Genomic DNA, 25,765 nt, shown 5'->3' with positions numbered 1-25,765 from the left:
ACGACCCTCATGAATCCACTCACCAAGCGCTCAACCTCGGCCTTCGGTCTAGTCATGTCACTGGCGCTTACAGCTCCGGCCGCCTTGGCACAACTCAGCTCGTCAGGCTCTGCCACACAGGGCAGCCTCGCGAATCAACTGCCGTTGCGTGGAACAGATGCGCAGGGTGGTTCGGTGACTGCGACCCAGGCTCCCATTGCTGGAACAACCACAAGCGTAAATACTTTGAACACATCTGTTCAGGCTTCTGGACCCTATGCTGGAAGTATCCGAAGCACGGCGAAGACACCCTTCACCGGAACGCTTTCCTTTCTCGACGCAGTTCAGCGCGGATTGGACTTTAACCTTGGAGCGGAGGGCATGGCGCAGGCTATGCGTCAGGCGCAGGGGCAAGCGAAAGTCGCTCGAAGCGCGCTGCTGCCCAATATCACCGCGGACGCCAGCGAGACAATCCAACAAACCAACCTCAAGGTTGCAGGAATCCGGCTGAACACCAACATCGCAGGATTGTCGATACCAAGCATCGTGGGCCCTTACAACTACTTCGATCTGCGTGCTCACTTGACTCAGACCATCGGCGACATGACTGCATGGAAAAACTATCGCTCTGCACAGGAACTCGCCCGCTCCCAGCAGTACGCTCTCAAGGATGCGCGCGATATGGTGGTGCTTGCTGTCGGGGGATCGTATTTGCAGGTCGTCGCGGCAAAAGCGCGCCTCACGTCTGCTCAGGCTCAGTTGACCACCGCGACTGCTCTTTACAGACAGGCGACCGATCAACGTACAGCAGGGGTCCTGTCACTCACAGACCTGAACAAGAGCCACATCGAAGTGCTCACTGATCAGCAGCGCCTTGAATCCCTGCGGAACGATCTGGCAAAACAAAAGATCAATCTGGCGCGCATGACAGGGCTGCCGCCCAATGACGAATTTGAAATCTCGGACGACATTCCGTTCGCTGCTGGGCCAGATATCAACCTGCAGGACGCGCTTGCCCAGGCATACCTCAGCCGTCAGGACCTGAAGGTCTCGGCATCGCAACTACGTGCATCAGAACTGGCGAAGTCTGCCGCGCGCGCGGAGCGCCTTCCATCTTTGGCCGTGAGCGGAGATTACGGAGTCAACGGGATCAACCCGGACCAATCCCACCGAACGTTCTCGGGAACAGCGACGTTGAGTATTCCAGTCTGGCGAGGCGGCCGCACAGAAGGCGACATACAGCAGGCTGACGCAACCTTCGTTCAACGACGCTCGGAACTGGATAACCTGCATGACAAAATCGAGAGCGATATCCGTAGCGCGTTTCTCGATCTCCAAACGACCATGAAGCAAGTGGCCGTGGCGGAAGAGAACCTGAAAGTCAATCAGCAAACTCTAGAGCTAACCAGGCAGAGATATGAAGCTGGCGTCACGGACAATGTAGAAGTTGTTCAAGCCCAGGAAGCTGTCGCGAACGCGGAACTGGACCGCATCGACAGTGTCTTTGCAAACAACATCGCGAAGCTCAATCTCGCGCGTGCCATGGGCAATACCGAAACGCGACTGACGCTGCTTCTAAAGCTTCCATAGGGCATTGGAAGGTCACCCCAGAGGTTGGCGCAGGTGAGGTCTGCTGCTATGCTCCCTACGCACAATCTCTTAGGGGCAGGAGCAGCAATTCTCTCTATGCACACTGATGGCTTCTGGCTCGGCATCATGAGAAAGAACACTTTAACCTAGTCGCCGTGCAGATCTAAGACGTAGTTCCTCCGCATTGAGTTCTCCGATCTCCGTGTCTCGGAAATACGCTCTATAGAATCTTGCTGCGATCAGTCCAACTCCGAGTTCCTCGAAACGAAAAACCTCGCTGATGAAGATACTGTTCCTGTGCCAACTGATGTCTACAGTCCCAGTGTTGTTCATAGGACGTAGCAGAAGATCTTTGGGATAGGTGTCTCTATGCCTGACTCGGCGCTGTCGGCTTGAGCTTCTCTTCGCGTAGACGAACAGCCTTGCGCCTGCTGGCGGGCTTCATCCGCTTCAGCATTAAGCCCTCTTCTTTGCATAACCTATACACCTGATACTACCCACATCTCAGCCTTCGCGGTTCAACAGCACGCGGATCTCATTGAGGCGTGCATTTACATTTCCTGCAGCGAAGGGTTCAGTAATAAAACCTGTGAATTACAAAGGGCGCTTCGCCTAAGGTTTGGAGTCGGTGCATCAGGCAAATCTGACGGACCAACTTGCGCAGTTAGCTTTATGATCCTCGGGAAAATGGGACGAGTGCAACAGTTTAACGCGTTTGGCCTCAGTGTTCGCAGCGATAACGACATGATGGTTAAAGCGCTGATGCCAACCACAGAGCTGTGAGTGTGATCGAAGGTGCCCAGGGCTACGTGGTGGTATGCCGTAAAGCACCACCGCTCCCTTGGTTGTGATCGATCTGACGAAAGTTCTGCAGAGGTGAAACCGAATGGAGCGCAGAATCAAGGGAGAACGGGAAAAATAAATTTCGGAAAATGGTGTATCCCAACCGACTAATACGTAACGACCAATAGGCGGGGCCAATTTGTATCGAGCAATGCCGAGAAACCAGGATGCCGCGATGAGCACAACTCCGACTACATCGGAGCGGGTTTCTGTTCTCTATGAGGCTCATCGGCTTGCAATTTACCGTTTTCTGGTTGGCCAGGGACTTGATCCCAGGACCGCGCAAGACGTCACTCAGGATGTCTTTGTCAAGCTCTTCACTGCTGTGGATCGGGGAATGATGATCCAGTCCGAGCAGGCCTGGCTATATAGCGTGGCATCCAAGTCAGCCGTCGATTACTGGCGCAGAGAGGGGCGATCTATGTGGGTCGAACTCGATGCAGCGCCGGCCATCTTAGAAAGCCTGCGGTCTCCAGAATTGACGCCGGAAGCAAATGCGGCCCGCAGTGAGCGATTGCGGCGAGTCGCAAAGGCTATGGCGAGTCTTCCCAAGGAACAGAGATTAGGAATTCATTTGAGGATGCAGGGAATGCGTTATCGCGCTATCGCAGAGATACTTGGCGTGAGTATATCGACAACGGCGGAGTGGTTATCCATTGCAGTGGAACGCCTGAGAGGTGTCGCCAATGAATAGCCATCTCACACCGCAACAATTGCTTTCGTATCTCGATGGGGAACTGCCAAAGGCCGAGATCGCCAACACAGCGCAGCATCTGCACTCATGCTGGACTTGCCGAACCGAGATAGAACGGCTTGAGCGTGACATTGCCGTGATTTTGGACGCTCACCATGAGAGCTTTGCTCCATCGATGCCTCAACCGCCTTCTGCATGGCCGTCATTCGACGCGCTTATGGCAAAGACTGAGCCACAGCCGAAGAAGTCATGGGTGCGATTCCGCGAAGCTCTACAGTCATTCTTTATGCCTGCGAGAGGGATTGCTTTTGCTGCATTGATCGCGGTGATAGCGGTGCTCGTTGTCTTCAAGCTCGATACGCATACGGTGTCCGCGAAAGAAGTTTTGCGTCAGGTCTGTGTTGCGAACGACAAGCACAATGAAATCCCTACGGCTCAGGTCATTAAGCAGCATGTGCACATCCGGAGGTTGCTCAAGGGGCAGAACCAAAGCCAGTCTGAAGCAATGGATGTGTGGAAGTCGCGGAGAGCCACAGTATGGAAAAGCTCAGAGGCTGAAGGTGAGGAATCTGCAGTGATCGCACTTCGAGAGGAGTATGCGGCGAATGGTGTTGCGATCGATCTTCCGTTGTCTTCATCAACCGTAGATGCATGGAGAAAACTTGCAGGCGGAGAGCCAGCTATCAAGTCGGAAGGGAAGGAGTTGGATCTTAGCTTCACTAAGACGTCAGAGCTTTCTGCAGATGGACTATCCTCGGTGAGCTTACGCATTCAACCTGAGACCTGGCGCATTGCAAAGATGACTCTTCAATTTCAGGATGCAACCTTCGAAATTACGGAAGATAATTTATCGCTCGTTGCGGTGAGTGCTCTTCCATATTCCCTTTTGGCTGAGCTTGAACCGGGCTCTGGGTCTGTAAATGGCCGTGCACAGCCCTCTGTTGGGAGGTCCGTTGCTGAGACTGTGCTTTCACCAGAGATTAATCTCGATGCAGTGCAGTTGAACGTTCTGATGACTCTCCATCAATTGCATGCGGATCTCGGAGAACCCGTCACGGTCACGCACACGAGCCAACGAGTTGACGTAAGTGTGTGGCAGCTTCCGCCTGAGCGACAGAATGAGATTCGAATGGCTTTGCAGAACGAACCGGGAGTGACTGTTCAAACTACCGCCCCTGTTCGTCGTAAGGGAGAGATGACGCCTGCGATCAGCAGGCCATTGTCGGAAGCTTCTGCAAAGATCATGGTCGCCCCAGATGTCGAAGATGAAACGCTTGCTAAGTTTTTTGGAAGTGCGGAGAAAGAACAAGCATTCACAAATAAGCTGCTCGATCAAAGCTCGATGGTATTAGCCCATCTTTATGCTTTGCGGAATCTTCAGGCGCAGTTTCCTCCTGAGCGAGAGCGCGCGCTTTCTTCTGCGGATCGAGCGCAACTCGCTTCCATCGTAGCGGATCACGGGGCCGCGGCGGCATCCGCTTTGCGTGCGCTGCAGGATCAGATATCTCCGTTGAACACGTTGTTTCATGTGGCAGCGACGCGGCCTGAATCGGATGACTCAGCCACAAGCTGGCAGGATGAATCTGTAGATGCTTTGAGTACAGCTAGGAGTACTGATCGCTTGTTCCGCAGCGTCTTTACGACGAGTGAAATTCCCGTATCTCCGAGGGATGCACTCCCACAGATTCAACAGTTGCTATCGCATCTAGTCGTGGAGGTGCACGGCCTTCGGAAAATGTGACGTTTTATAAATTTCTTCCGGAAAAGCTGGATGTCTGAGCGACTTATGGATGAGCACATTCAATCCAATCCAGTCGTTCGAAGGAAACTATGAAACACTTCTTCTTTGCTCTTCTCTTACTGTGTCCTTTCGCCGCCTACGCCCAGACCGCTTCAGTCGGAGGCGCGGTGCAAGACCCGAGCGGAGCTGTTATTCCGAAGGCTCATATAGAGTTTCGTAACCAGGATACTGGGGTTCGCCGGCAGAGTGTTTCGAACGGCGATGGGATCTATCGAATCGATGCTCTCGATCCGGGTAAGTATGACGCGACGGTTCAGTCTCCGGGCTTCAAGACCCTGACGAAAGAGAACGTCGTTTTTCACGTTGCCGATCAGGTTCGGTTGGACTTCAGAATGCAGGTTGGTGAGGCATCTCAGCATGTGGATGTGGATGCTGGTGGGATGCAGATGAACACGACAGATGCTGCCGTAGGCACGGTTGTCGACAGGAAGTTCGTCGAGAATATGCCACTCAATGGCAGAAGCTTTCAGGATCTGATTTCAATGACGCCTGGAATCGTTAACCAAAGCCCGCAGGCAACCGGAACACAGCTCCTTGGAGCGAGCGGAGACTTTAGCGTAAACGGCCAGAGAACCCAATCGAATAACTACATCGTCGACGGTGTCTCAGCCAATATTGGAGCGGGATATGCAAGCGGCATCGGTCAGTCAGCAACCGGAGGTACGGTTAGCGGAGGTACGGCACTAGGTACGACTCAGACGCTTGTCTCCGTTGATGCTCTGCAGGAGTTTCGCGTGCAGAGTTCAACCTATTCGTCAGAATATGGGCGGTCGCCCGGTGGACAATTTTCCCTCGGGACAAGGTCTGGAACTAATGCGCTTCACGGCGGCATTTTTGACTACCTGCGGAATAACTACTTCGATGCAAACGATTGGTTCAACGATCACTATGGCACGGCCATCCCAGCCCTGCGGCAGAACGACTTTGGAGGAACGGTTGGCGGTCCAATCAGGATTCCGCATCTCTATAACGGTGAGAGCCGGAGCTTCTTTTTCGTCTCTTATGAAGGGCTCCGTCTGACGCAGCCAACTGCTTCGACGATCCAATACGTTCCCGACCTTTTTATGCGACAGCAGGCGATTGCCGCCGTTCGTCCGATCTTTAATGCGTTTCCACTCCCTACGGGAATTGACTATGGAACAGCCGCAAGCCCCAGCCTTGCTCAATTCATCGCCCCATTCTCGCTGCCGAGCTCGATCGATTCCACGAGCGTTCGACTGGATCATACGGTCAGTCCGAAGCTTGCTCTTTTCTTCCGTTTCAGTGAGACCCCGAGTTCTGCTGTCGCGCGGCCGAATCTTGCGCGAACAACAACGAGCAGCGATGCGTCCACCTACACCGTCGGAGCGACGGATCAGATATCGCCGAATCTTACTGATGAGTTCCGACTCGGCTACTCTCGTGCTGACGAAACGATGCTCAGTAAGATCGATAACTTTGGTGGGGCGACGCCAATCGATCTTGTCGCAGCGGTTGGGGGTTCCGCTGCTGCTACTGAGCCGTTTATCCTCCTCGACATATCGGGTCTTGGCAATACGCTTTTTGGACAGCCTTATGGCGGATCGGCCGGTCGGCAGTGGAACCTGGTCGATACGCTTAGCCTGACTGTGGGACATCACCACCTTAAGATGGGAGTCGACTATCGGCGCATTAAGACGAAGCTCATGCCTCCTACCTCCGAGCCGTATGCGGGGTTTGAGAGTACGACGTCCATGCTGGCCGGTGCGCCGGAGGTCACTATCTTTGTCGCTCGCAAAGCAGCTACTCCGATCTTCGTGGAGACTGCGCTCTTCATTCAGGATGAATGGCGGCCTCACCCGAAGTTGAGTCTGTCGTTCGGGATGCGATGGGATGACGACCCGGCACCTACCGAACAGCATGGTGACGATGCCTATACTGTGCTCGGGAGTGTTACGAATCCGAGCTCTCTTCAACTGGCGCCTCAGGGAACTCCCTTGTGGAAGACGGGCTGGTTCAACTTTGCGCCACGGCTGGGAGCTGCTTGGACTGTGCGCCAAAGTCCTGGAAGCGAGACCGTTCTACGAGCGGGTGGTGGGGTCTTCTACGACACAGCGAATGATATTGCCGCGCTTGGCTACAGCAGTCTAGGATTCTTTGCTGATACCTACGGGTACGGAGTTACCATCCCCTATAACCAGAGCGAGCTGAACGTTCCGCTGACGGTCAAGGCGCCTTACAACTCTGCGGCCATCATTGCCTTCCCGACACACCTGCAACTGCCGTACACGCTCGAATGGAATGTTAGCCTTCAGCAGGCGTTTGGCTCTAGGCAGTCTTTTACGGCTTCATACGTCGGCAGTAACGGACGCCGTCTCTTGAATCTGCAAGAGTTTTCGTTGTCGAAACTGAACCCAAACTTCAATCTTGTCGAGTATCCCGCGAGTGGAATCACCTCGAACTATCAGGCGTTGCAGCTTCAGTTTCAGCGTTCAGTTGCACGAGGCTTTCAAGCTCTGGCCTCGTATAGCTGGTCGCACGCACTGGACTTCGGATCGCAGTCCTACAATTTGCCTTTGCAGCGGGGGAACGCTGATTTCGATATCCGGCATAACCTGCAGGCTGGCGTGAGCTGGGACCTTCCTGGCCTTCAAGGCCATTCTCTTGTGGGGCAACTTGTCAATGGCTGGGGCAGTGACCTGCGTTTGATCGTCCGCACAGGCTATCCCGTGATGCCGAATGGGAGTCTTGCGATCGATCCGGCGACCGGTAGCGAGTACAACGGCACTCTGAATCTGGTTGCTAATCAACCGACCTATCTCTACGGATCACAATATCCCGGCGGACGGATCATCAATCACGCTGCCTTCTGCCTGCCCTCGGTCTGTAGTGGGGAAGCGGCTCCGCGAAACTTCGTCCGAGGCTTTGGGGAGAACCAGGTGAACATGGCCATTCGTCGAGAGTTTCGTCTCCATGATGCGTTCGCTCTCCAGTTTCGGGCTGAGGCTTTCAACATTCTCAATCATCCGAACTTTGGCTATATCGATCCAACGTACTCGGATGCAACCTTCGGGCAAACAACGAAGATGCTCAATGCGAGCTTAGGCACTGTCGCCTCGCAATATCAGCAAGGTGGGGCGCGATCCATGCAGTTCGCGCTCAAGCTAAATTTCTAGCGATCTGTCCTGGTCATTCATACTCCGTTCTTCCTCGGATCGGGAGGTCCTTCATGCACCGCTACAAATTCTGGGCACCAGCCATCTTCGTGGCGGTGGCAGTTCTTCACGTCTCCGCCCAAGCTCAACAGCAGCACTTTACTGTAAAAGACTCCATCGCTATGCAACGCTTTACGGAGCCCGATCCTGAAGCTTCGGGACGCGTTACTAGTTTCTCTCCGGATGAAAAGTTCTTTGTTGTCGTTACGACTCGCGGTCTTCTCAAAGAGAACTTGATTGAATCGACGCTCTGGCTTTTCGATAGTCAGGCGGTGAAGAAATTTGCTGTCCATCCTAATATCGGGAGACTAGCACTGCCACGGATACTCGCACGATTCAAAGGCGTAAACCAGACTGAGCCTGGGGATGGTGCAGCCATGGTGCGTTCTTTGAGATGGTCGCAAGATAGTCGTGATCTCTACTTCCTCGGAAGAGATAGCACTGCCTATTGGCATCTGTACCGAGCCAGCATCTCTACGAAAAAGAGCTTCCGAGTCACTCCGCCGGGGCAGAACATCGCCAGCTTCGAGCTTGGCGGAGGTCGGATACCTTACTCCGTTGCGCTTCCATGTCCCACCTATCCTCGTTCGCGGGTGATCGTGGGGACTGGCATGGCGATGCATACACTCCTAGACGAGACGGGTCGCATATCCTGCCCCAATGGGCAGGAGTTATGGGTATCCGAGCGAGGCCAAGTTCATCAGATCCTCGATGCTTCAACAAGAAAACCAGAACGCATCAATAGCTACTATGGAAAGACGCTGCTTGTGACCTCTCCAAATGGCCGATATGTTGTAGTGGCGCGAGCTGTTACGGATGTTCCAAAGGGATGGGAGAGATACGAGCCAGCTTCAGCTACCAGAAAGATTGTCGCGTCCTCCCCTAAGCTGCTTCAGCAGGCGCTTGATACAGACGTACCCGAAGAGATGGTCTTAGTGAACCTTGAGACCGGGGCGGTGGTACCTCTTATCGATGCTCCCCTGGGGAGGGGACTGCAGTTCCTAGGACCAACAGAAGTATCGTGGTCTCCTGAGGGAGAATCGGTAGTACTTACGGGACTGATGTTGCCATTAGATGGTGTGGCCGAATCTAAACAGAAGGAACGCTTGAGCACTGCGTATGCTGTGCTGTGCAACCCACAGACTCGCTCGTGGACTGTGATTACGGCGCTAAAACGCAATCATCTCAATGAGCTGCACTCTTGGTTTCCGGAGACTATACAAACGGACTGGACTCATCGCGTGCTGAACGTTCGGTACACCGCGCAAGGGCCGGGGCCTGAGACCTACCCATTGGATCGGGATCATCCGATGTTTATTGCCTCCTCTGAAGCGCATTCTAGTGAGACTCCTACGAACCCTATCGAAGTTGTTGTTCGTCAGGACTTGAATACGCCCCCCGCGCTTTTCGTGAGGCTGGATGCATCCACTGATTACAAGCAGATCTGGGATCCAAACCCAAACTTCAAGAGCATCGACTTTGGCCATGCCGAAGTGTTCTTGTGGAGGGACGCGGAAGGGCGAGAGGTTCATGGCATTTTGATCAAGCCGACCAACTTTCAGGCGAATCTTCGATATCCGCTGGTGATTGAAGCTCGTTCTTACCGTCATGATCTCTTCATCGTGGATGGCACATATGCGACGGCGGTTGCTGCTCAGGCAATGGCCAATGATGGGCTCATGGTGCTGCAGGCTGGAGAGCCGGCAGTGCCCAAGAACGATGCGTTGAAGAAGGGGACTGCTGCAGCGCTCGAAGGGTATGAAGCAGCCATTGAAAAGCTTACAGGTGAGGGGCTTATCGATCCTCGCCGTGTCGGTATCATTGGATTTAGCAGAACGTGTGACAACGTCATGTACGCAGTAACGCGGAAGCCAGATCTCTTTGCGGCGGCCACAATTGCAAATGGTTTCACCTATGGAGTCATGGGATACCTGGAGAGTGTCGATGCCTCGCCCAACAATGCAGTTCTGAATCAATGGGCATTACACTATGGCGGGAATCCACTTGGTAAGGCTCTCGAGGCGTTCAAACAAGAAAGCGAACTCTTCAACCTCTATCGTGTGAGAACCCCGGTACGTGTCGAAACGCGAAGCCCTGAGTGGATGCTGACTGATTGGGAAACCTACGCCGGTCTAAGGGCTCTACATAAGCCTGTAGACTTAATAGCTTTGCCTTACGCAACTCATGTTGTCTCTATGCCTGCGGATGTGTTTGCGTCGCAGCAAGGGGATGTTGACTGGTTCCGGTTTTGGCTGCAGGGATATAAGGATCTTGATACCGAAAAGAAGGATCAATATGAGCGTTGGGAGCAGTTGAAGGAGATGCAGAACCGCGAGACATCTTCCGTCAGGTGAGTTGGTCGGTTCTAGATTGTCAGATCGATCAGGCCAAGTCTACACGGGGATATTGTTTTCTTGTCTAGTATGGGCGGGGAAACGAATGACGCAGCGCGCTCCCACAAGAGCGTTCGGGTCGAAGAAGACCTGGCCGCCTGACCTCTGCACAACCAACTGCACGATTGATAGTCCTAGACCGGTACCGCTGTTAGCTGCCGTCTGCTTTCGCGGGCTCGTGTAAAAACGACCGAAGATCGCATCTAGTTCCGAATGATCCACACCGGGGCCCTCATCTTGAACCACTAGCTCGATTTGCTCGCCTTGATCGTGCGCGATGCGGTATACAACTGTGACAACCGAGCCGTCTGGCGCGAACTTTATCGCATTATGAATAACGTTCATCACCGCGCTGCGAATAAGGCTGCGATCACCGGTCAAAGCAAGGCTGGCCGTGTCGTTGATTTGCGTGACGAGCCGAATCTCTCGTTCGTCGGCGAGCACATCGAGTATCTCTGTGACTTCGTTGACAACTCCCACGAGCGAGAATGTATTTGGCCCGGCGGATTGTGCTGACTCTGCTTTGGCTAGTAGTAGAAGTCCTCCGATGGTTTCATCGAGCCGCGCGGTCTCCTCAAGGATGCTGGCAATTGACTCTTTATCGTTGATACCTATCTCTTCTCGGCGCAACGCAACCTCACCGATGGTACGGATTGCGGCCATGGGAGCGCGCAATTCATGGGCGGCGTCCCCGGTGAAGTTGTGGAGTTGTGAAAACGCTTCATCCAGACGATTCAAAAGTTCGTTAAGAACTGCTGCCATATGTCCGAGTTCATCATCGGGATTCTCGATATGGAGACGGTCGTGAAGGTTACGGGCTGTAATGAGTTTTGCTCTTTGAGCCATTTCTTCGAGAGGCTTGAAGGCTCTTTTGGCAATCTGGTAGCCTGCCAAACCTGCGATGACGAGAGCAATGGGCAAAGCGATCAGTAACAGCCCGAGGAACTGTGCCATTCGCTCTCGAAAAGGAGCAAGGCTGTATCCCAGACGTATGAGGAGTTTTTTCCCCTTGAGGGTGTGAACGTGGCTTATTACCGAAATGTGAGTGCCATCTGACATTCTCACGATGCGAGGATTGAAGCTCTTCGAACCTTCGTTTGGTACTACAGGGCCGCCCAGTGACGCGCCGTTGAGGTTAGGTGTCTTGTAGAGGATCACTCCTGATGGATCACGCACCTCCATCAAGCGATCAATCAGCAGGTGCGATTGCGGATGGCTGAAGTAGCTTTGTTCAAGCTCAAGGTGCCCGCTCTTATCAAAGTACAGTAGGCCTTCGACTGTGACCACATCCTGTACTTCGTCGTGGAAGATTTGGTTGTGTACGAAGCCGTATTGAAAAGAGAAGACCAGTACGACGTACACTACAAGCACAATGGCAAGAACTGTGATGTACCAGATGGTCAGGCGACTACGAATCTGCTTTGCAAAACGCCAGTTCATGCCTCTGGCTCCCGAAGGCTGAAGCCAAGGCCGCGGACTGTGTGAAGAAGCCTAACGGAATGATCGTCGTCGACCTTCTTGCGGAGGCGAGCCATCTGGACGTCGATCACATTATCCAGAGGGGTGAAGCGAGAACTTTCCTTCCAGACATGTCGTGCGAGCATCTCGCGCGACACTGTACGGCCGCCATTCTCAGCTAGATAAAGCAAGAGATCGAACTCTCGTTGTGAGAGTTCCAAGGACTTGCCTGCTCGCACAGCGGCACGCGTGCGCGTATTTAGCCGAAGGTCTGCGATGGAAAGTTCATCAGATACTTTTTCCGGAAGAATGCGACGCAGTAGAGCACCGATGCGGGCGAGTAGTTCTGGAAACGAGAACGGTTTACCGAGGTAATCATCTGCTCCGAGGTTCAGTCCTTCCACGCGATCCTCGACGGTGTTATGCGAGGTGAGCATGAGAATGCGGACGTCGATGTGATCTCGGCGGATCTGCCGTAGTAAGTCGAGACCATTCCTCTGGGGCAGCGTGACGTCTAGCAGGAGCAGGTCCGGGAGATTGCTGTGAAGCAGGAAGAAGCCTTCCTCTGCTGAGGACGCACGAGAGACGCGGTAACCCTCCGCCTCAATGCCGGAGACCAGCGCGGTTGCCAGTTTGTTGTCGTCCTCTATGACGAGGATGTGTGACTGCTGCAATGCGTTGGACACGCGTGTCTCCTCTCTCAATGATAGGCAACACTGAGACGAAAAGAGCTTGCTCCTTCCTATTTGTAAGGGAAATGTCAGAATTCTGTAAGGAAAGAAGATGTTCCACTTCGTCTTGTACCAAGCAAGAGGAGTCGACATGGTGTTTCTCAAATTTGCCCCGCTTTTGCTGGTTCTGGCCAGTGATTTGACTGCTCAGAGCCATGCCGCTACCGCTAGCCCTGCCCATCTGCCGGATCAGGCAACGCTGCCGATCACGTTCACCAAGACGATCAGTGCCGTGCATGTAAAGCCCGGCGACGTGGTCTTGGCAAAGACGATACAAGATATTCACCTAGCTGATGGGCGGAAGGTTGCGTCCGGAGCAGTCGTCAAGGGGCACGTTGTCGCATCCACGGCTTTCGCTTACGACAGCACTCCGTACGCAAAGCAGAAACCCGGAGCGCTCGAGATTCAGATCGACTCACTTGAGGTGCAGGGACAGAGCATTCCTCTGCATGTTTCTTTGCGCGCGATGGCGAGTCCTCTGGCTACTGAGAGCGCAGAAGAGCCAAGGGCTAGTGACCTTGACTCTCTCGCCACGACGACACAGGTTGGTGGCGATCTATTGACGCCCTCTCAGAATGAGATCCGCGACGCAAACGGCGATGTCGTTGGTTACAACAAGAAAAGCGGTACCTTCGCACATTTGCTGGCGAATGCAAGGGACGCTGTGCGCTGCGATGCAGGGGGTACAGAGCAGCCAGTATCTGTCTTCTCGGCTTCCGCTTGCGGACTCTACGGCTTCTCGCAGACCTCGTTGACACGCTTTGATGCATCTCGCATCGTTCTGGTGTCGACGCATGGAACACCTAAGATCTGGAAGCATACGACGGCTCTGCTCGAGTCGAAGCTGTAGAGAACTTTCCACCAATAGTCCATTTCACGATCACGGAGGCGTTTCATGCTGCCACTTGGACCAGCTATCAAAGTAACGATCTATCTCAATAAAGATACAGGTGCCAAGCATGGCTTCCTGCGCGATGAGATACTGCTATTCCTTCAGGAAAAGGGCATTGGGGTTGGTGGTGCGACCGTGATTCATCCGTATGCGGGCTTCGGCTCGCATGGACGTCTGCATAAGAGCGACGAGGGAGATGTCTCAGGATTGCATCTCCCCGTCATTATCATCTTTATCGAGGTACCAGAAAAGGTTGAGGCGATCATGCCCGCGTTGCTGGATCTTGTCACTGACGGCCTGGTCGAGGCTCATCCCACTGAGATATTGAAGAGCATCGCTGGATCGGAAAAGGTGATCGCTTAATGTTCTGGACCAGAACGCTCGTTCTTGCCTTTGCCTTTGCTATTACTTCTTCAAATTTGTATGCACAAGAGCCGCAAGTGCAGACGGCTTCAGTGCCATTGTCGCTCTCTCAGGCAGAGTCTATCGCGGTCGCAAATCAACCTCGGATGATGGCAGCGCAATTACGCGCGCGGGCGGCTAAGGCGAGAGTTCGCGAGACGCGATCGGCGTATTTTCCAACGGCGAGCTTCAACGCTACTGGTGTTGAGGTTGCTGACACAGGTAGCTCTACGGCGGCGGGTGCACTCACCACCTCAGCCATATCTGATCGATTCGCCTACGGGGGACAGCTTACGCAACTCGTCACCGACTTTGGTCGCACAAGCGCATTGGTTGGCAGTTCCCGTGCAAACGCACAGGCGCAGGATGACCTTGCCACGCTGACGAAAGCGCGGGTTCGTCTCAACGTTCGTACTACCTACTATCAAGTACTCGGAGCAGAGGCGGTTTTGCGTGCCGCAGAAGCAGCACAATCAAATCGGCATCTCGTTGCTCGCCAATTGAATGCTCTCGCTCAGAACGAACTTCGTTCCACGGTTGATGTGAACTTTGCAGAAGTTCTGGCAAGCGAAGCGGACCTCGCTGTCGTACGGGCCAAGAGCGACGTGGCACAGCAGCGCGCTCATCTTGCAACGGCAATGGGTGCCGCGCAAATAATTAAAATTCCGCTGATTAATCCTGATGCGCCCGCGGCTCTTCCGCCAAGCCCAGACGATCTTCAATCCACTGCGCAAGGCCAGCGTGCAGACCTTCACGCGGCTGAATCTGAACAGCATGCAGCGCAGCAGCTTGCTTCGGCAGACAAGCGCCTCGCCTACCCCACGCTTGGCCTGGGCGGCACTGCTGGGCAAATCCCCTATCACGACCACACATTGCACGATAACTATGCCGCAGTCGGATTCAACCTCAACATTCCCATCTTCAATGGTGGTCTGTTCGCTGCTCGTCGCGCTGAAGCCGAGTCCGAGGCGATGGCACGTGCGAATGATGTAAAAGAGCTTCATCTTGAAGTCACCGAGCAGGTTCGTAATTGCTGGCAGCGCGCTAATGAAGCATTCCAAAGCCTTGATGTGACGGCGCGTCTCGTGACGCAAAGCAAAGAAGCGTTACGTCTGGCACAGGCTCGCTATGACTCTGGTCTTGGCAGCATCGTTGAGTTGAACGAAGCGCAGGTGAATGAGACTTCTGCGGAGATCAGCTTTGCCGATGCGAACTACACCTATCTCACACGTCGTGCAGAACTCGATTTCGCAGCAGGGCTTTTGAATTGAAAGGACCACACGGTATGGCAAACAAAGGGTGCGCTCTTGCAATCGGTCTTGTGACCGCTTCTTGTGCCAGTTTTCTTACGGCCTGCAAATCGGCTCCTCCGCCGGTGGCCGAAACTCCGACGGTCCCGGTGGCGATAGTTGCTCCTGCTACGTTGCAAAATAATGTCGTGCTCTCCGCGGAGTTTCAGCCTTTTCAGGATGTAGACGTGATGGCGAAAGTTGCTGGATATGTCCGCAGCATTCGTGTAGATATTGGTTCGCATGTACGAGCTGGCGAAGTGCTCGCGGTATTGGAAGCCCCTGAAATTCAGGATGAGGTGCAAAAGGCGAAAGCCGGCGTGGCTGCAGCACAGGCCAATGTCGTGACCGCGCAGGCGGGTATTCAGCGTGCCGAAGCACAGGCAAAGATCGCTCATCTCTCGTATCAACGCATCAATAATGTTGCCACGAAAAACAAGGGGCTGGTTCCCCGGCAGGAAGTGGATGTAGCGGAGTCTCGCGATGCTGAGGCCGTGGCGCAAGTTGCGAGTGCAAAGTCTGAGTTACAGGCAGCACAGGAGTCGAAGTCCGCAGCGGATTCAGAATATGCTCGTGCCAGCGCAATGATGCAGTACACCACGATTCGTGCTCCATTCGATGGCATAGTAACAAAGCGTTATGCGAATACGGGATCGATGATCCAAGCAGGTATCTCTTCGCAGTCGCAGGCGATGCCTGTAGTGAGACTCGCACAGTACAACGTTCTTCGGCTCACGCTACCGGTACCGGTGACGGATGCGGCTGAGGTTAAGAACGGGCAGGCCGTAGATGTAAATGTGTCGAATCCTCCGAGGGTTATAAAGGGGAAAATTGCGCGATTTGCTGGCTCCGTGCAAATGGCCACGCGCACGATGGATACGCAGGTGGATGTGCCCAATGCAGACGGGAGCCTGCTGCCGGGAATGTACGCCGAAGTTCATCTCCACCTCGCAGATCGGCCCGGCGTTATAAGCCTTCCTATTGATGGTGTTGACGGATTGGGCTCAAGTGTCGAGCAAGCTTATGTTGTTCGTGATGGCATCATCCACGTTGTGCAGGTGACTACGGGACTACAGACCGCGACACGACTGGAAGTACTGTCTGGCCTGAAGTCGGGCGATCAGGTGGTGGTGGGTCGGCACACCGGTCTCTCTGATGGCGAGAAGGTGCAGGCACAAGTTGCTACCTATGAAACCAGCGCGGCAAGCAACTAGCAACAGTTCGGTTAGCAGAAAGAGCGAGGAAACATGCCGGGATTTTCCATTCGAAACCCCTATTTGATTGTGGTTCTTTGTCTGGTCATGATGATCCTGGGCACGGTCAGTGCCTCAGACATGCCTGTCGATATGTTTCCAGCGGTCAATCTGCCGGTGGTCGCAGTGGCAACGTTCTACTCGGGTATGCCACCTGCTCAGATCGAAACCAATATTACGTATCACCTTGAGCGGCAGTTTACGCTTGCCAGTGGTATTGATCATATGGAGTCGCGCTCGTTGCCAGGTGTCAGCCTCATTAAGGTTTACTTCCGCGCCGGAAGCGACCCTGATGCAGATGCGGCGACGATTTCATCTCTCGCGATGAGCGATCTTCGCGATATGCCGCCAGGAACCTACCCTCCTGTAATTCTGAAGCAGGATGCTGCGAGTATCCCTGTATCGCTCATCACTCTTTCTGGAGCAGGCCTGGATGAAAGTAAGCTAAAGGATCTCGCACAGAACGTTGTTCGTAATCAGCTTGCTAGTGTCGACGGCGCGTCTGTACCGCAGCCGTTCGGTGGGCGCTGGCGTCAGATCATGCTGTACGCCGACCCATACAAACTGGAAGCGAATCAGCTCAGCCCTATGGATGTAGTTCGCGCGGTGAACGAGGCAAACGTGATTCTTCCGGCTGGTGATGTGGAGATTGGCCGTAATGACTACGATCTCTACACGAACTCGATGCTCGGTGGGGCTGCGGATATTGCTACTGTTCCGTTGAAAATGGTGGGCCAGTCTCCCGTTCGTGTGGGAGATGTTGCCACACCGCAAGACTCGTTCAGCCGTCAGTTTAACGTGGTGCGCGTGAATGGGCAGCGGGCAGTCTATCTCCCTATTTTCAAGGCAGGCGCTGACTCGAACACCATCAAGATTGTGGAGGGTGTGCGCTCTACGCTGAAGAAACTATATGACGTTCCATCCTCGCTGAAGACGAGTGTTGTGTTTGATCAGTCGCGCTTCGTCAAAACGGCAATTGAGACCTTGCTGCATGAAGGTGGCGTTGGGCTGTTCCTGACCTGCCTCATGATCTTGATCTTCCTCGGTAGTATGCGAGCTACGCTTGCGGTCTTCTTCTCGATTCCGCTGTCGCTGCTGACGACCTTCTTCATCCTGAAGCTGACGGGAAGCTCCATTAACAGCATGGTGCTAGGTGGTCTCGCACTGGCGCTTTCACGACTTATCGATAACTCTGTCGTTGTGCTGGAAAATATCTTCAGACACCTTGAGGGCGGGGAAGCGCCGGAGGTGGCCGCAGAGAAGGGGGGGCAGGAAGTAGCTCTTCCCGTGCTCGCTGGAACTCTGACTACTGTAGTTGTGTTCTTCCCGGTTACGATGCTGTACGGCGTCAGCAAGTTCCTCTTCTCAGCGCTTGCGCTTGCCGTTGTCATCTCTTTGTTTGCTTCGTATTTCGTGGCGCTTACGGTTGTACCACTCTTCTGCGCACGCTTCATCAAGAGTCCGCATGGAGATACAGTTCACGAATCCGCAGAGGGCAAGTATGCTGTTGCCGCGGAGTCGACGAAGAAGCCTAACTTCGGCGCTCGCTTTAATGCGAAATTTACAAATGGCTTCGACGCAATGCTGCGACGTTATGATGCGCTTGTACAGAAAGTCTTGGAAGCGCCGAAGACTGTACTTGCAGGAACGGGTGTTGTCTTTCTACTCAGCTTACTGTTGTTCCCGTTGCTCGGTCTTTCTTTTTTTCCTCGTACAGATGCGGGACAGTTTGTGATCAACTTCAAGGCTCCTTCTGGAACGAAGCTGACCGACACCGAAGCGGAAGCGGCGAAGGTGGAGAGCATCGTTCGCAGCATCGTCTCGAAGCATGACATGGCTTTAACGCTGACGAACATCGGCGTGGATCCTGGCTTCTCTGCGCTCTTCACACCGAACTCGGCTATGCACACTGGTTTCACGCAGGTAGCGCTTGCCGAAGACCACACGGTTAGCAGTTATGTTTATATCGATAAAGTGAAGGCTGCGCTCGCGAAGCAAATGCCAGAGTTGCAGACATTCTTCTCAAGTGGCAGCCTGGTTGATGGCGTGCTGAATATGGGGGCACCGGCACCGATCGATATCCGTGTTGCCGGTAATGACATGACAGGCGATTACAAGACAGCGCAAGCGATTGCTGAGAAGGTGCGCCAAGTCAATGGCGTGGCGGACGTCTATATTCCACAGGACATTGATTATCCATCACTGCGAATTGCGATCGACCGTACGCGTGCGGACGAGTTGGGGTTAACCGAGAAGGAGATTGTCTCGAACGTCATCACCGCTCTCACATCCAACCAGATGATTGCGCCGAGCGTTTGGATCGATCCGAAGAGTGGCAACAACTACTTCCTGACGGTTCAGTACAAGGAAGGACAGGTGAAGTCACTCGAAGATCTAAAGGCCATTCCGCTGCATGGTAAGAACATCACTTCACCAACGCGCCTGGATATGGTTGCTAGTATCCAGCAGTTCAAGGCTCCTACAGAGATGGACCACACGCAGATTCGTCGTTTCGTGGATATTTATGTAAGACCGCAGAAGGAAAGCCTGAATAAGATTACCGACGAGATCAATAAGATCGTCGCTTCGGCCCATCCTCCGCATGGTGTCGACGTAATGCTGACGGGTAGCGTGAACTCGATGAACGCTTCGTTCAAGAGTTTTGCCATCGGCCTCACGCTTTCCGTTCTGCTGCTCTTTCTCATCCTTGTGGCGCAGTTCCGCTCGTTCATCGATCCCTTCATCATCCTGCTTGCATTGCCGCCGGGTATTACGGGTGTCATCGTAGCTTTGCTTCTCTGGGGTACGACGCTGAACGTCATGTCGCTCATGGGCGTGGTTATGCTGGCGGGTATTGCGTTGTCAAACAGCATCCTTATCGTAGAGTTTGCGCACCACCTCATGAAGGAAGGAATGGCTGTTCGAGAAGCCATCTCCACTTCGTGCCGGGTTCGTCTACGTCCAATCCTGATGACATCTCTTGCAACTCTCATTGGTTTGTTGCCTATGGCGCTCAAGCTGGGAGCAGGCAGTGAAGCTTACGCCCCCCTCGCTCAGGCTCTTATCGGTGGTCTAACGGTTTCAGTAATCTTGACGGTATTTCTGGTGCCTGCGGGATTCTTTCTCGTCTACCGGAATAAGACTGAGGTGGAAGCGCATCACGCATAATCGGGAACCGTGCACGATTGAGAATCAATATCTTACTCAATGTGTGCCATCTGCGTTCAGAAGGCTTCTAGCGCTATCGTTTCGTGCTGTCAGTGGTTGCGCGGCTTTTTGCGCGGCGAAGCCGTATCAGCTCTGTAGCTTGAGACTTAGCCCGAATAGCTGCTATGGTCCGCACAAATACTGAACGACTAAAACAGACTGCTTGGTGCGCGAAGGCGCGAACGGTCATGTGCGTGAGCCCGTCGTGCGGCAGCTTTCCGGATGCGGTGATCTTTACCGCAACGAGTCTGCAGGAGCCACGGCAGCGTTCTCTCTAGCAACGCTCGTTGCCAACAGCGGTTCGCAGACGGTGACAGTGACCATCCACGCCCCGGCCGGGGGCAGTCTCTGTCTGCTCGCCGAGCTTGCCAGGTGATGGAGTGGGGGTTTGGCGGCGTCCTCTTGAATACGGCAGTTTCGCAACTTTGAGGTAAGGCTGCTGCTTGGTGATCTGCTAACGGTCTAGCGCTGTTCGTCGTCAACAGTTCCTCCTGACCTGAGTCTGTAGAAGTGCGCCTTCATCAGTCGAGCTAGGGCTCTAAGTTTTAGTCCGTTCTAAGCCATACTCCTCGAGCGCATGCAGCAATAGCGGTTCGATGTTCTTACGCAACGTGCTGTTGGCGTATCCAACCCAGCTGATATCGGCCGTTAAGTTCATCGGTGCAGACATTGGGTGGCCAGCGTCATCTAGCACTAGTACTCCTGCTTCACGGGCAATCATCTCAGTGCAGAGGTCGTACGGATGACAGCATAGTGCTGGCGGCAACCCACGCTCACGCAGTATGTTCGTGAGTAGAGGGCGCAAATCTGCTTGAAAGCGGTCGTGGCCCACCATCAACTCGTAGAGCTGGCCGCCCGTTGAGAGGTATTGGTCTTCAAAAGATTGCGCTTTTCCTTCGCGGCCGGGACCAAGCGTGGAGAAGCATATCTGATCGTCAACCGCTGCAAGAATATCGCGTCCGCCGGCGAAGAAACGCGTCACAGAGGCAAATCCATGTGCGAGGTCAGGCGACTTGGACGGCTGCAGGTGGAGGGGAGTGCTCTGCTGCGTGAGGCGGTTGAAGCGCTCGGCCTGAGCACCTTCTCCTCGTCTGGCCCAAAGTACATCGCTGAGGTGTTGCTTGATGAGCGGAATCTCCGTTTGCACGGCAAGCACGATCTCTGACAGGTTAGTCTCTTCTCCGCGATTGGGTGCCACACCTGTGAGAATCCAGGCGCTGCGTTTCTGGTACATCAGCAATCTAGTGCCATCAATGGGGTCGGCGATGATGCGCCAAACGGCATCAGCCTCATTACTGCCTCGTGGCAGTACGATCTTGCCTTCAGAAAGTCCTTCCGCGATGAGTACGATCGGAACGCGTGAAGCGACCTCACGCTCAAAGAGCTCAACGAGCATCTCTTCGCTAATCCTGTCGACCGCGTAAATCGTGTCACCGTCACTATCGTCGGCTACCTCGGACAGGCTCGTCAGCAGGGAGTTTTCGCAGGCTTCAACAACGCTCTTGCGCACGGCTGCATGAATGGAACGGATAGAGTTCAGCAGCCAATCGGTATCTTGCATAAAGTCTCCAACGTTCTCGGTTATCAGATCGGTCCGTTGCGTCATGCTTTTCAGTGTTCCGCACGGTTGTTATTTTCTAACACATCGGCCGTGCCTTCTGAGCATGTGTGCGCGCGGTCGCTGGGTGTGCTGAGCGATGGCATTATTCCTGTAAACGCTTAATAGGTGAGGTTTTATGGGGAGATGTTAAATAAGTGTTGACGCGTTATTGTTCGTTGTGTAGTGTTTCTTTTCAACGGAAGATATGAAAAAAAATAACAAAAACGCGAATGCTCTGAACCCAGAGGAACGGCAAAACGAGATTCTGCTTTACCTCAAAGAGAAGGGGACGGCAGGGATCAGCGCGATTGCGGAGGAGTTCGCTGTTTCTGAGATGACGGTGCGTCGTGTGTTGCATAAGTTGAGCGACGCAAGTCTCGTCATCCGTACGCCCGGCGGAGCGATGGTGGCTCCTTCCGGATCCATGGAGCGGACATTCCTCGAACGCTCTGGAGAGATGTCCCAAGAGAAGGACGCGCTAGGGCGTGCAGCAGCAGCGCTTGTGCAGGAAGGCGAGACGATTGTGCTGGACTCCGGTACAACGACTCGTTACATTGCAAGGCACCTTGTATCGAAGAAGAATCTCGTCGTCATTACGACTTCTCTGGCGATTCTGGAAGAACTCGCGGGCAGCCCTGGTATCCAGGTGCGCCTGACTGGCGGCGTCTATCGCCGCGTCAGCCATGACGTGTGCGGCAATGTGACCGAAGAGGCCTTAGGGAACATCTATGCGGATCGAGCATTCTTCGGTGCTGCAGCGTTATCTCTGCGTAAAGGGGTGATGAACTACGACCCTGAAATGTCCAAGGCGATTCTGCAAGCGGGCAAGCAGCGAGTTTTGGTCATCGACAGTAGCAAGGTCGGAGTCGAAGCGGTGTATCGCTTTTGTTCGGTAGAGCAATGCGATTTGGTTATCACGGACCACGGAATTAAGACAGCTGATCTGAAAAAGCTGCGAAGCACGAACCACGTCATTATCGCGGAATAACACCCGAGAAGGTTATCCGTACAGATCCAATTTAGGAGAACTGTGTTTATGCGACGCAAGGCTTTACTGTGCGCGATTTTCCTTCTCGGGTGTTCGCGAAATCTCTTCGCTCAGATGAATACCGGAAAAATTACGGGTACCGTTACAGACGCAAGCGGCGCTGTAGTGAGCGGTGTCCATGTCACTGCGACAAACGATGCGACGAGCGTTATTACCAAAGGCGTGACCTCTGCAGGGGGCAACTTCCTGCTGAACTTTCTGGTGCCAGGTACATACCATGTTGAGGCACAGCAAGACGGCTTCCGCAAGGCAGTAGAACTGCAGGTTGTGGTGAATGCAGGAGCTCCGCACAGCGTGAATTTTACGCTACAGGTTGGCGATGTGAGCCAGGTTGTGAGTGTGCGTGCCAACGAGGTCAATGTCGCGACGGAGACCTCCGAGTTGTCGCAGACCTTCTCGCATAAAGACCTCGATACATTGCCAAACTTGGATCGCAATCCGCTGTACCAGATGAATTTGATCCCGGGCGCGAACAATGATGTAGGCAGCGGCAACTACGGATCCAATGGTGATGAAAGTGGCTCTGCGATTGGTCAGTCGCGGCCGCAGCTTGCGTCAATTGGTGGTGTGGATGCGAACGCGAACACGATCTACATTGAGGGCGTTCCAAACCGCGAGCCGCAGAACGCGTATATCAGCGTGACTCCACCGATTGAAGGCGTGCAGGAGGTGCAGGTCTACACCGGAAAGTACAACGCAGAATTTGGCTTCTCTGGCAGTGCTGTAGTGAACATCATTACGAAGTCTGGAAGTAATGACTTCCATGGTGCAGCGTTTGAGTTTCTGCGTAATGAGGCTACGGATGCGCTCAACTACTTCGCAGGGGATTCGGCAAAGACTCCGTTTCGTCGCAATCAATTTGGTGGCGCACTCGGTGGTCCGATTCTGAAGGACAAGCTCTTCTTCTTCGTCGATTATCAAGGCACCATTGCGAAGACAAGTTCGCCCGGCTACACTAGCGCTCCCACGGCGAAGATGCTAGCCGGTGATTTTTCCGAACTCTATATCCAGGGTAGCCATGATGACGCCGGAAATGTCTATGGTCAGATTTATGATCCGGCTACGCGGCAATTTGATGTGAACGGCAATGTAATAAGCGCAACGCCGTTTGCGAACAATGTCATCCCTGCAACTCGTTGGGATTCGGCTGCCGCCGCAATGAATGCGGCGAAGATCTTCGGAGTGGCGAACCTTCCGGGAATCAGCGAGAACCTGAAGTACATTGCCACGTCGAAGGGGACTGTGCACCAGGCTGATGGGCGTATTGATTTCAACCGCTCAAGCCGTGACCGCATCTTCTTTCGCTATTCGGTGCTGGACGCAGTTGCGGACAACTCTACCGACGTTAATCAGTTCTTTCAGAACGGCAGCGCTGACTCAAAGACATTCAATCAAAATATGCAGTTGTCTGACTTATTTAGCTTTAGTGCGACGAAACTGAATGAGCTCCGTCTCGCTTTTAACCGCTCAAATGTGCGCACAAGTACCAAGGGGAATTCTCAGAGCTGGAATAACAGCTTCGGTATTCCGAACGGCAATCTTGGCGATTCCGGTACGCAAGGGTTGGCGGAGTTCAACATGCAAGGCGTACCGGGCATTTCGCAGCCGGATTGGGTGGGCTATATCGTGAGTAACACGATTGCGGTCACAGACAACTTTACGTGGGTTAAAGGTAAGCACACGATCAAGCTTGGTACGAACCTTAACCACGTGGTGTCTGTATCTGCCGATACGATCGGTGGCGATAATCCTCGCGGAGCGTTCACCTTCAGCGAAGCCATGACTTCTTATGATGGCCTGGGCTATGACGGTGGCGGCAACTCAGATAATGCTCTTGCGGTACAACCGATCGGCTATCCGAGCTTTCTTCTCGGTAACATGACGGCCAGCGCACGCGCTCGATTTGTAAACGGTGCGCCTTATCAAACATTTTGGCAAAACGCCTGGTATGTACAGGACGACTACAAAGTATCCTCATCGCTTACGTTCAACGTTGGGCTTCGCTATGAACTGATCACACGCCCTGTGGAGCGTCATAACCGTGAGTCGAACTGGGACACGCGGACGAATGAGTTGGTGGTTGCAACAGCGAACAATCGCAGCCCGTCAATGAACCTCGATGTGAAGAATTGGGGTCCGCGTGTTGGCGCAGTGTGGAGCCCGGATCATGGGAAGACCAGCGTGCGCGCAGGGTATGGTACTTCCTACTGGATGGCCTATTGGTCAGGCCCTCTGACAATCTTAGGACTCACGTATCCAAACTATGCCAAGGCGGTTTATCTGACGCCGAATAACCTTTCACCAACATTGACGCTTTCGACGGACGGCTTGCCGATTGCAAACGCACAGTACGATACATCGGGCAATCTAGTACTACCAGATAATGCATTGATTCGCGGTGTCTCGCCTGACTGGAAAAACCAACGTGTGGATCAGAGCACGCTGAACGTAGAGCGTGAGATTCGTCCCGGCATGATCGTGGATATTGGATATCTCAATGTGCGCGGCTCGCACAATAATCACTCTACGAATATCAACCAGGCACCCCCTGTAGCGCAGGGTGTCGACTACAGCACGAAGCGGCCGCTGTATTCCAAGTATCCGCAGTTGGGTGATCTACCGATCTCGCAGTCCGTTGCCGGGAGCTGGTATGACGCAATCACTGCGCGTTTCGCTGCCAACATTGGTTCTTCGACCTACATCAATGCCAGCTACGCGCATGGTCGCAACTTTGCGAATGGCAACAACTTGGATCAGGGCAACATCAACCAGTACTACGGTCCAACGCAGCAGGACATTGCGCACATCTTCAATGCGCAGCTTCGTACAGCGCTGCCCGTGGGCCGCGGCAAGGCGTACCTCGGACACGTGAATCGTTTTGTGGATGCGGTGATTGGCGGATGGGAGTACTCCGCGCTGCTACATATTCGCAGCGGTACGCGTTTTGATGTGACGACGAATGACACGACCTCGCTGAACAATGGTCAAACAAACCGTCCAGACCGTAATGGCAACGGGACGCTAAGTCATCCGACGGTGGCGAAGTGGTTCGATGCGAGCGCGTTCAGTGTTCATACCGACTCCATGACGTATGGCACGGCCGGAGTGAATCCTCTCCATGCAGATGGGCAGCAGCAGCTCGATTCCTCTCTGTCCAAGCTCTTTGAACTTGTGAATGGCTATCACCTGGAGTTCCGTGTGGATGCCTTCAATACTTTCAACCATCCCAACTTTGCTGCTCCCGATTCCGTCATTGGCGACTCCGCTGTAGGTCAAGTGACGTCAACCTCTACGGACAATCGGAGGCTACAACTCGCACTTAGGTTGTCTTTCTAAGCGGCGGCAGGGGCGGATGGCCGCTCGGGCTCTATCCGCCCCTGTTTTTTAGAACACCTGCCTTCGGATGAAGACA

The 25,765-nt window shown here is 53.8% G+C and carries 16 protein-coding genes; 13 read left to right on the top strand and 3 right to left on the bottom strand.

Annotated elements, in window-relative coordinates; genetic code table 11:
- Positions 1-9 precede the first annotated feature (9 nt).
- The 5 genes from PW792_10105 (at position 10) to PW792_10085 (ending at position 10,434) form a co-directional block, all read left to right on the top strand.
- Entirely contained in the window at positions 10-1,569 is a 1,560-nt protein-coding gene (locus tag PW792_10105; protein ID MDE1162282.1) for a TolC family protein, read from the top strand.
- A gap of 1,018 nt (positions 1,570-2,587) precedes the next feature.
- Positions 2,588-3,106: a sigma-70 family RNA polymerase sigma factor gene (locus tag PW792_10100; GenBank protein ID MDE1162281.1), complete on the top strand. Its 519-nt coding sequence runs from the start codon at positions 2,588-2,590 to the stop codon at positions 3,104-3,106.
- Positions 3,099-4,847, top strand: a complete 1,749-nt coding sequence (locus tag PW792_10095) for a hypothetical protein (GenBank protein ID MDE1162280.1) — start codon at positions 3,099-3,101, stop codon at positions 4,845-4,847. The genes PW792_10100 and PW792_10095 overlap by 8 nt, the downstream gene beginning before the upstream one ends.
- Positions 4,848-4,936: 89 nt before the next feature.
- Positions 4,937-8,041: a carboxypeptidase regulatory-like domain-containing protein gene (locus PW792_10090; GenBank protein MDE1162279.1), complete on the top strand. Its 3,105-nt coding sequence runs from the start codon at positions 4,937-4,939 to the stop codon at positions 8,039-8,041.
- A 53-nt stretch (positions 8,042-8,094) separates the two neighbouring features.
- The gene (locus PW792_10085) at positions 8,095-10,434 is read left to right on the top strand and encodes a prolyl oligopeptidase family serine peptidase (protein ID MDE1162278.1); all 2,340 of its coding nucleotides are present in this window, start codon (positions 8,095-8,097) and stop codon (positions 10,432-10,434) included.
- 39 nt (positions 10,435-10,473) lie between these two features.
- Here the strand turns inward: PW792_10085 and PW792_10080 are convergent, their stop codons facing one another.
- On the bottom strand, positions 10,474-11,913 hold the full coding sequence (locus PW792_10080) for an ATP-binding protein (protein ID MDE1162277.1): 1,440 nt from the start codon (positions 11,911-11,913) through the stop codon (positions 10,474-10,476).
- Positions 11,910-12,617: a response regulator transcription factor gene (locus tag PW792_10075; protein MDE1162276.1), complete on the bottom strand. Its 708-nt coding sequence runs from the start codon at positions 12,615-12,617 to the stop codon at positions 11,910-11,912. Before PW792_10075 ends, PW792_10080 begins: the two co-directional genes overlap by 4 nt.
- A gap of 136 nt (positions 12,618-12,753) precedes the next feature.
- Here PW792_10075 and PW792_10070 point away from each other — a divergent pair, with 136 nt between their 5' ends.
- From PW792_10070 to PW792_10045, 6 genes are all read left to right on the top strand, one after another.
- A complete protein-coding gene (locus tag PW792_10070; GenBank protein ID MDE1162275.1) occupies positions 12,754-13,512 on the top strand; it encodes a hypothetical protein in 759 nt (252 codons plus the stop codon).
- A 45-nt stretch (positions 13,513-13,557) separates the two neighbouring features.
- Positions 13,558-13,917, top strand: a complete 360-nt coding sequence (locus PW792_10065; GenBank protein MDE1162274.1) for a DUF190 domain-containing protein — start codon at positions 13,558-13,560, stop codon at positions 13,915-13,917.
- Positions 13,917-15,227, top strand: a complete 1,311-nt coding sequence (locus tag PW792_10060) for a TolC family protein (protein MDE1162273.1) — start codon at positions 13,917-13,919, stop codon at positions 15,225-15,227. The genes PW792_10065 and PW792_10060 overlap by 1 nt, the downstream gene beginning before the upstream one ends.
- 14 nt (positions 15,228-15,241) lie before the next feature.
- On the top strand, positions 15,242-16,459 hold the full coding sequence (locus PW792_10055; protein ID MDE1162272.1) for an efflux RND transporter periplasmic adaptor subunit: 1,218 nt from the start codon (positions 15,242-15,244) through the stop codon (positions 16,457-16,459).
- 33 nt (positions 16,460-16,492) lie between these two features.
- Positions 16,493-19,666 (top strand): efflux RND transporter permease subunit, encoded by a 3,174-nt coding sequence (locus PW792_10050; protein MDE1162271.1) that lies wholly within the window; start codon positions 16,493-16,495, stop codon positions 19,664-19,666.
- Between the two features lie 205 nt (positions 19,667-19,871).
- Positions 19,872-20,081 carry a hypothetical protein gene (locus PW792_10045; protein ID MDE1162270.1) on the top strand — a complete coding sequence of 70 codons (210 nt, stop codon included), beginning with the start codon at positions 19,872-19,874 and terminating at the stop codon, positions 20,079-20,081.
- Between the two features lie 162 nt (positions 20,082-20,243).
- Here PW792_10045 and PW792_10040 read toward each other — a convergent pair whose 3' ends face one another.
- Complete coding sequence (locus PW792_10040; GenBank protein MDE1162269.1) at positions 20,244-21,311, bottom strand: hypothetical protein; 1,068 nt, start codon at positions 21,309-21,311, stop codon at positions 20,244-20,246.
- Between the two features lie 199 nt (positions 21,312-21,510).
- Between PW792_10040 and PW792_10035 the strand changes: the two genes are divergently transcribed.
- Positions 21,511-22,293 (top strand): DeoR/GlpR family DNA-binding transcription regulator, encoded by a 783-nt coding sequence (locus PW792_10035; protein ID MDE1162268.1) that lies wholly within the window; start codon positions 21,511-21,513, stop codon positions 22,291-22,293.
- 114 nt (positions 22,294-22,407) lie between these two features.
- Complete coding sequence (locus tag PW792_10030) at positions 22,408-25,689, top strand: TonB-dependent receptor (protein MDE1162267.1); 3,282 nt, start codon at positions 22,408-22,410, stop codon at positions 25,687-25,689.
- Positions 25,690-25,765 lie beyond the last annotated feature (76 nt).

Source organism: Acidobacteriaceae bacterium, from assembly GCA_028283655.1.
GTDB lineage: Bacteria > Acidobacteriota > Terriglobia > Terriglobales > Acidobacteriaceae > Granulicella.
The sequence above is the reverse complement of the archived record's forward strand: the minus strand, read 5'-3'. Positions and strand labels throughout refer to the sequence as shown.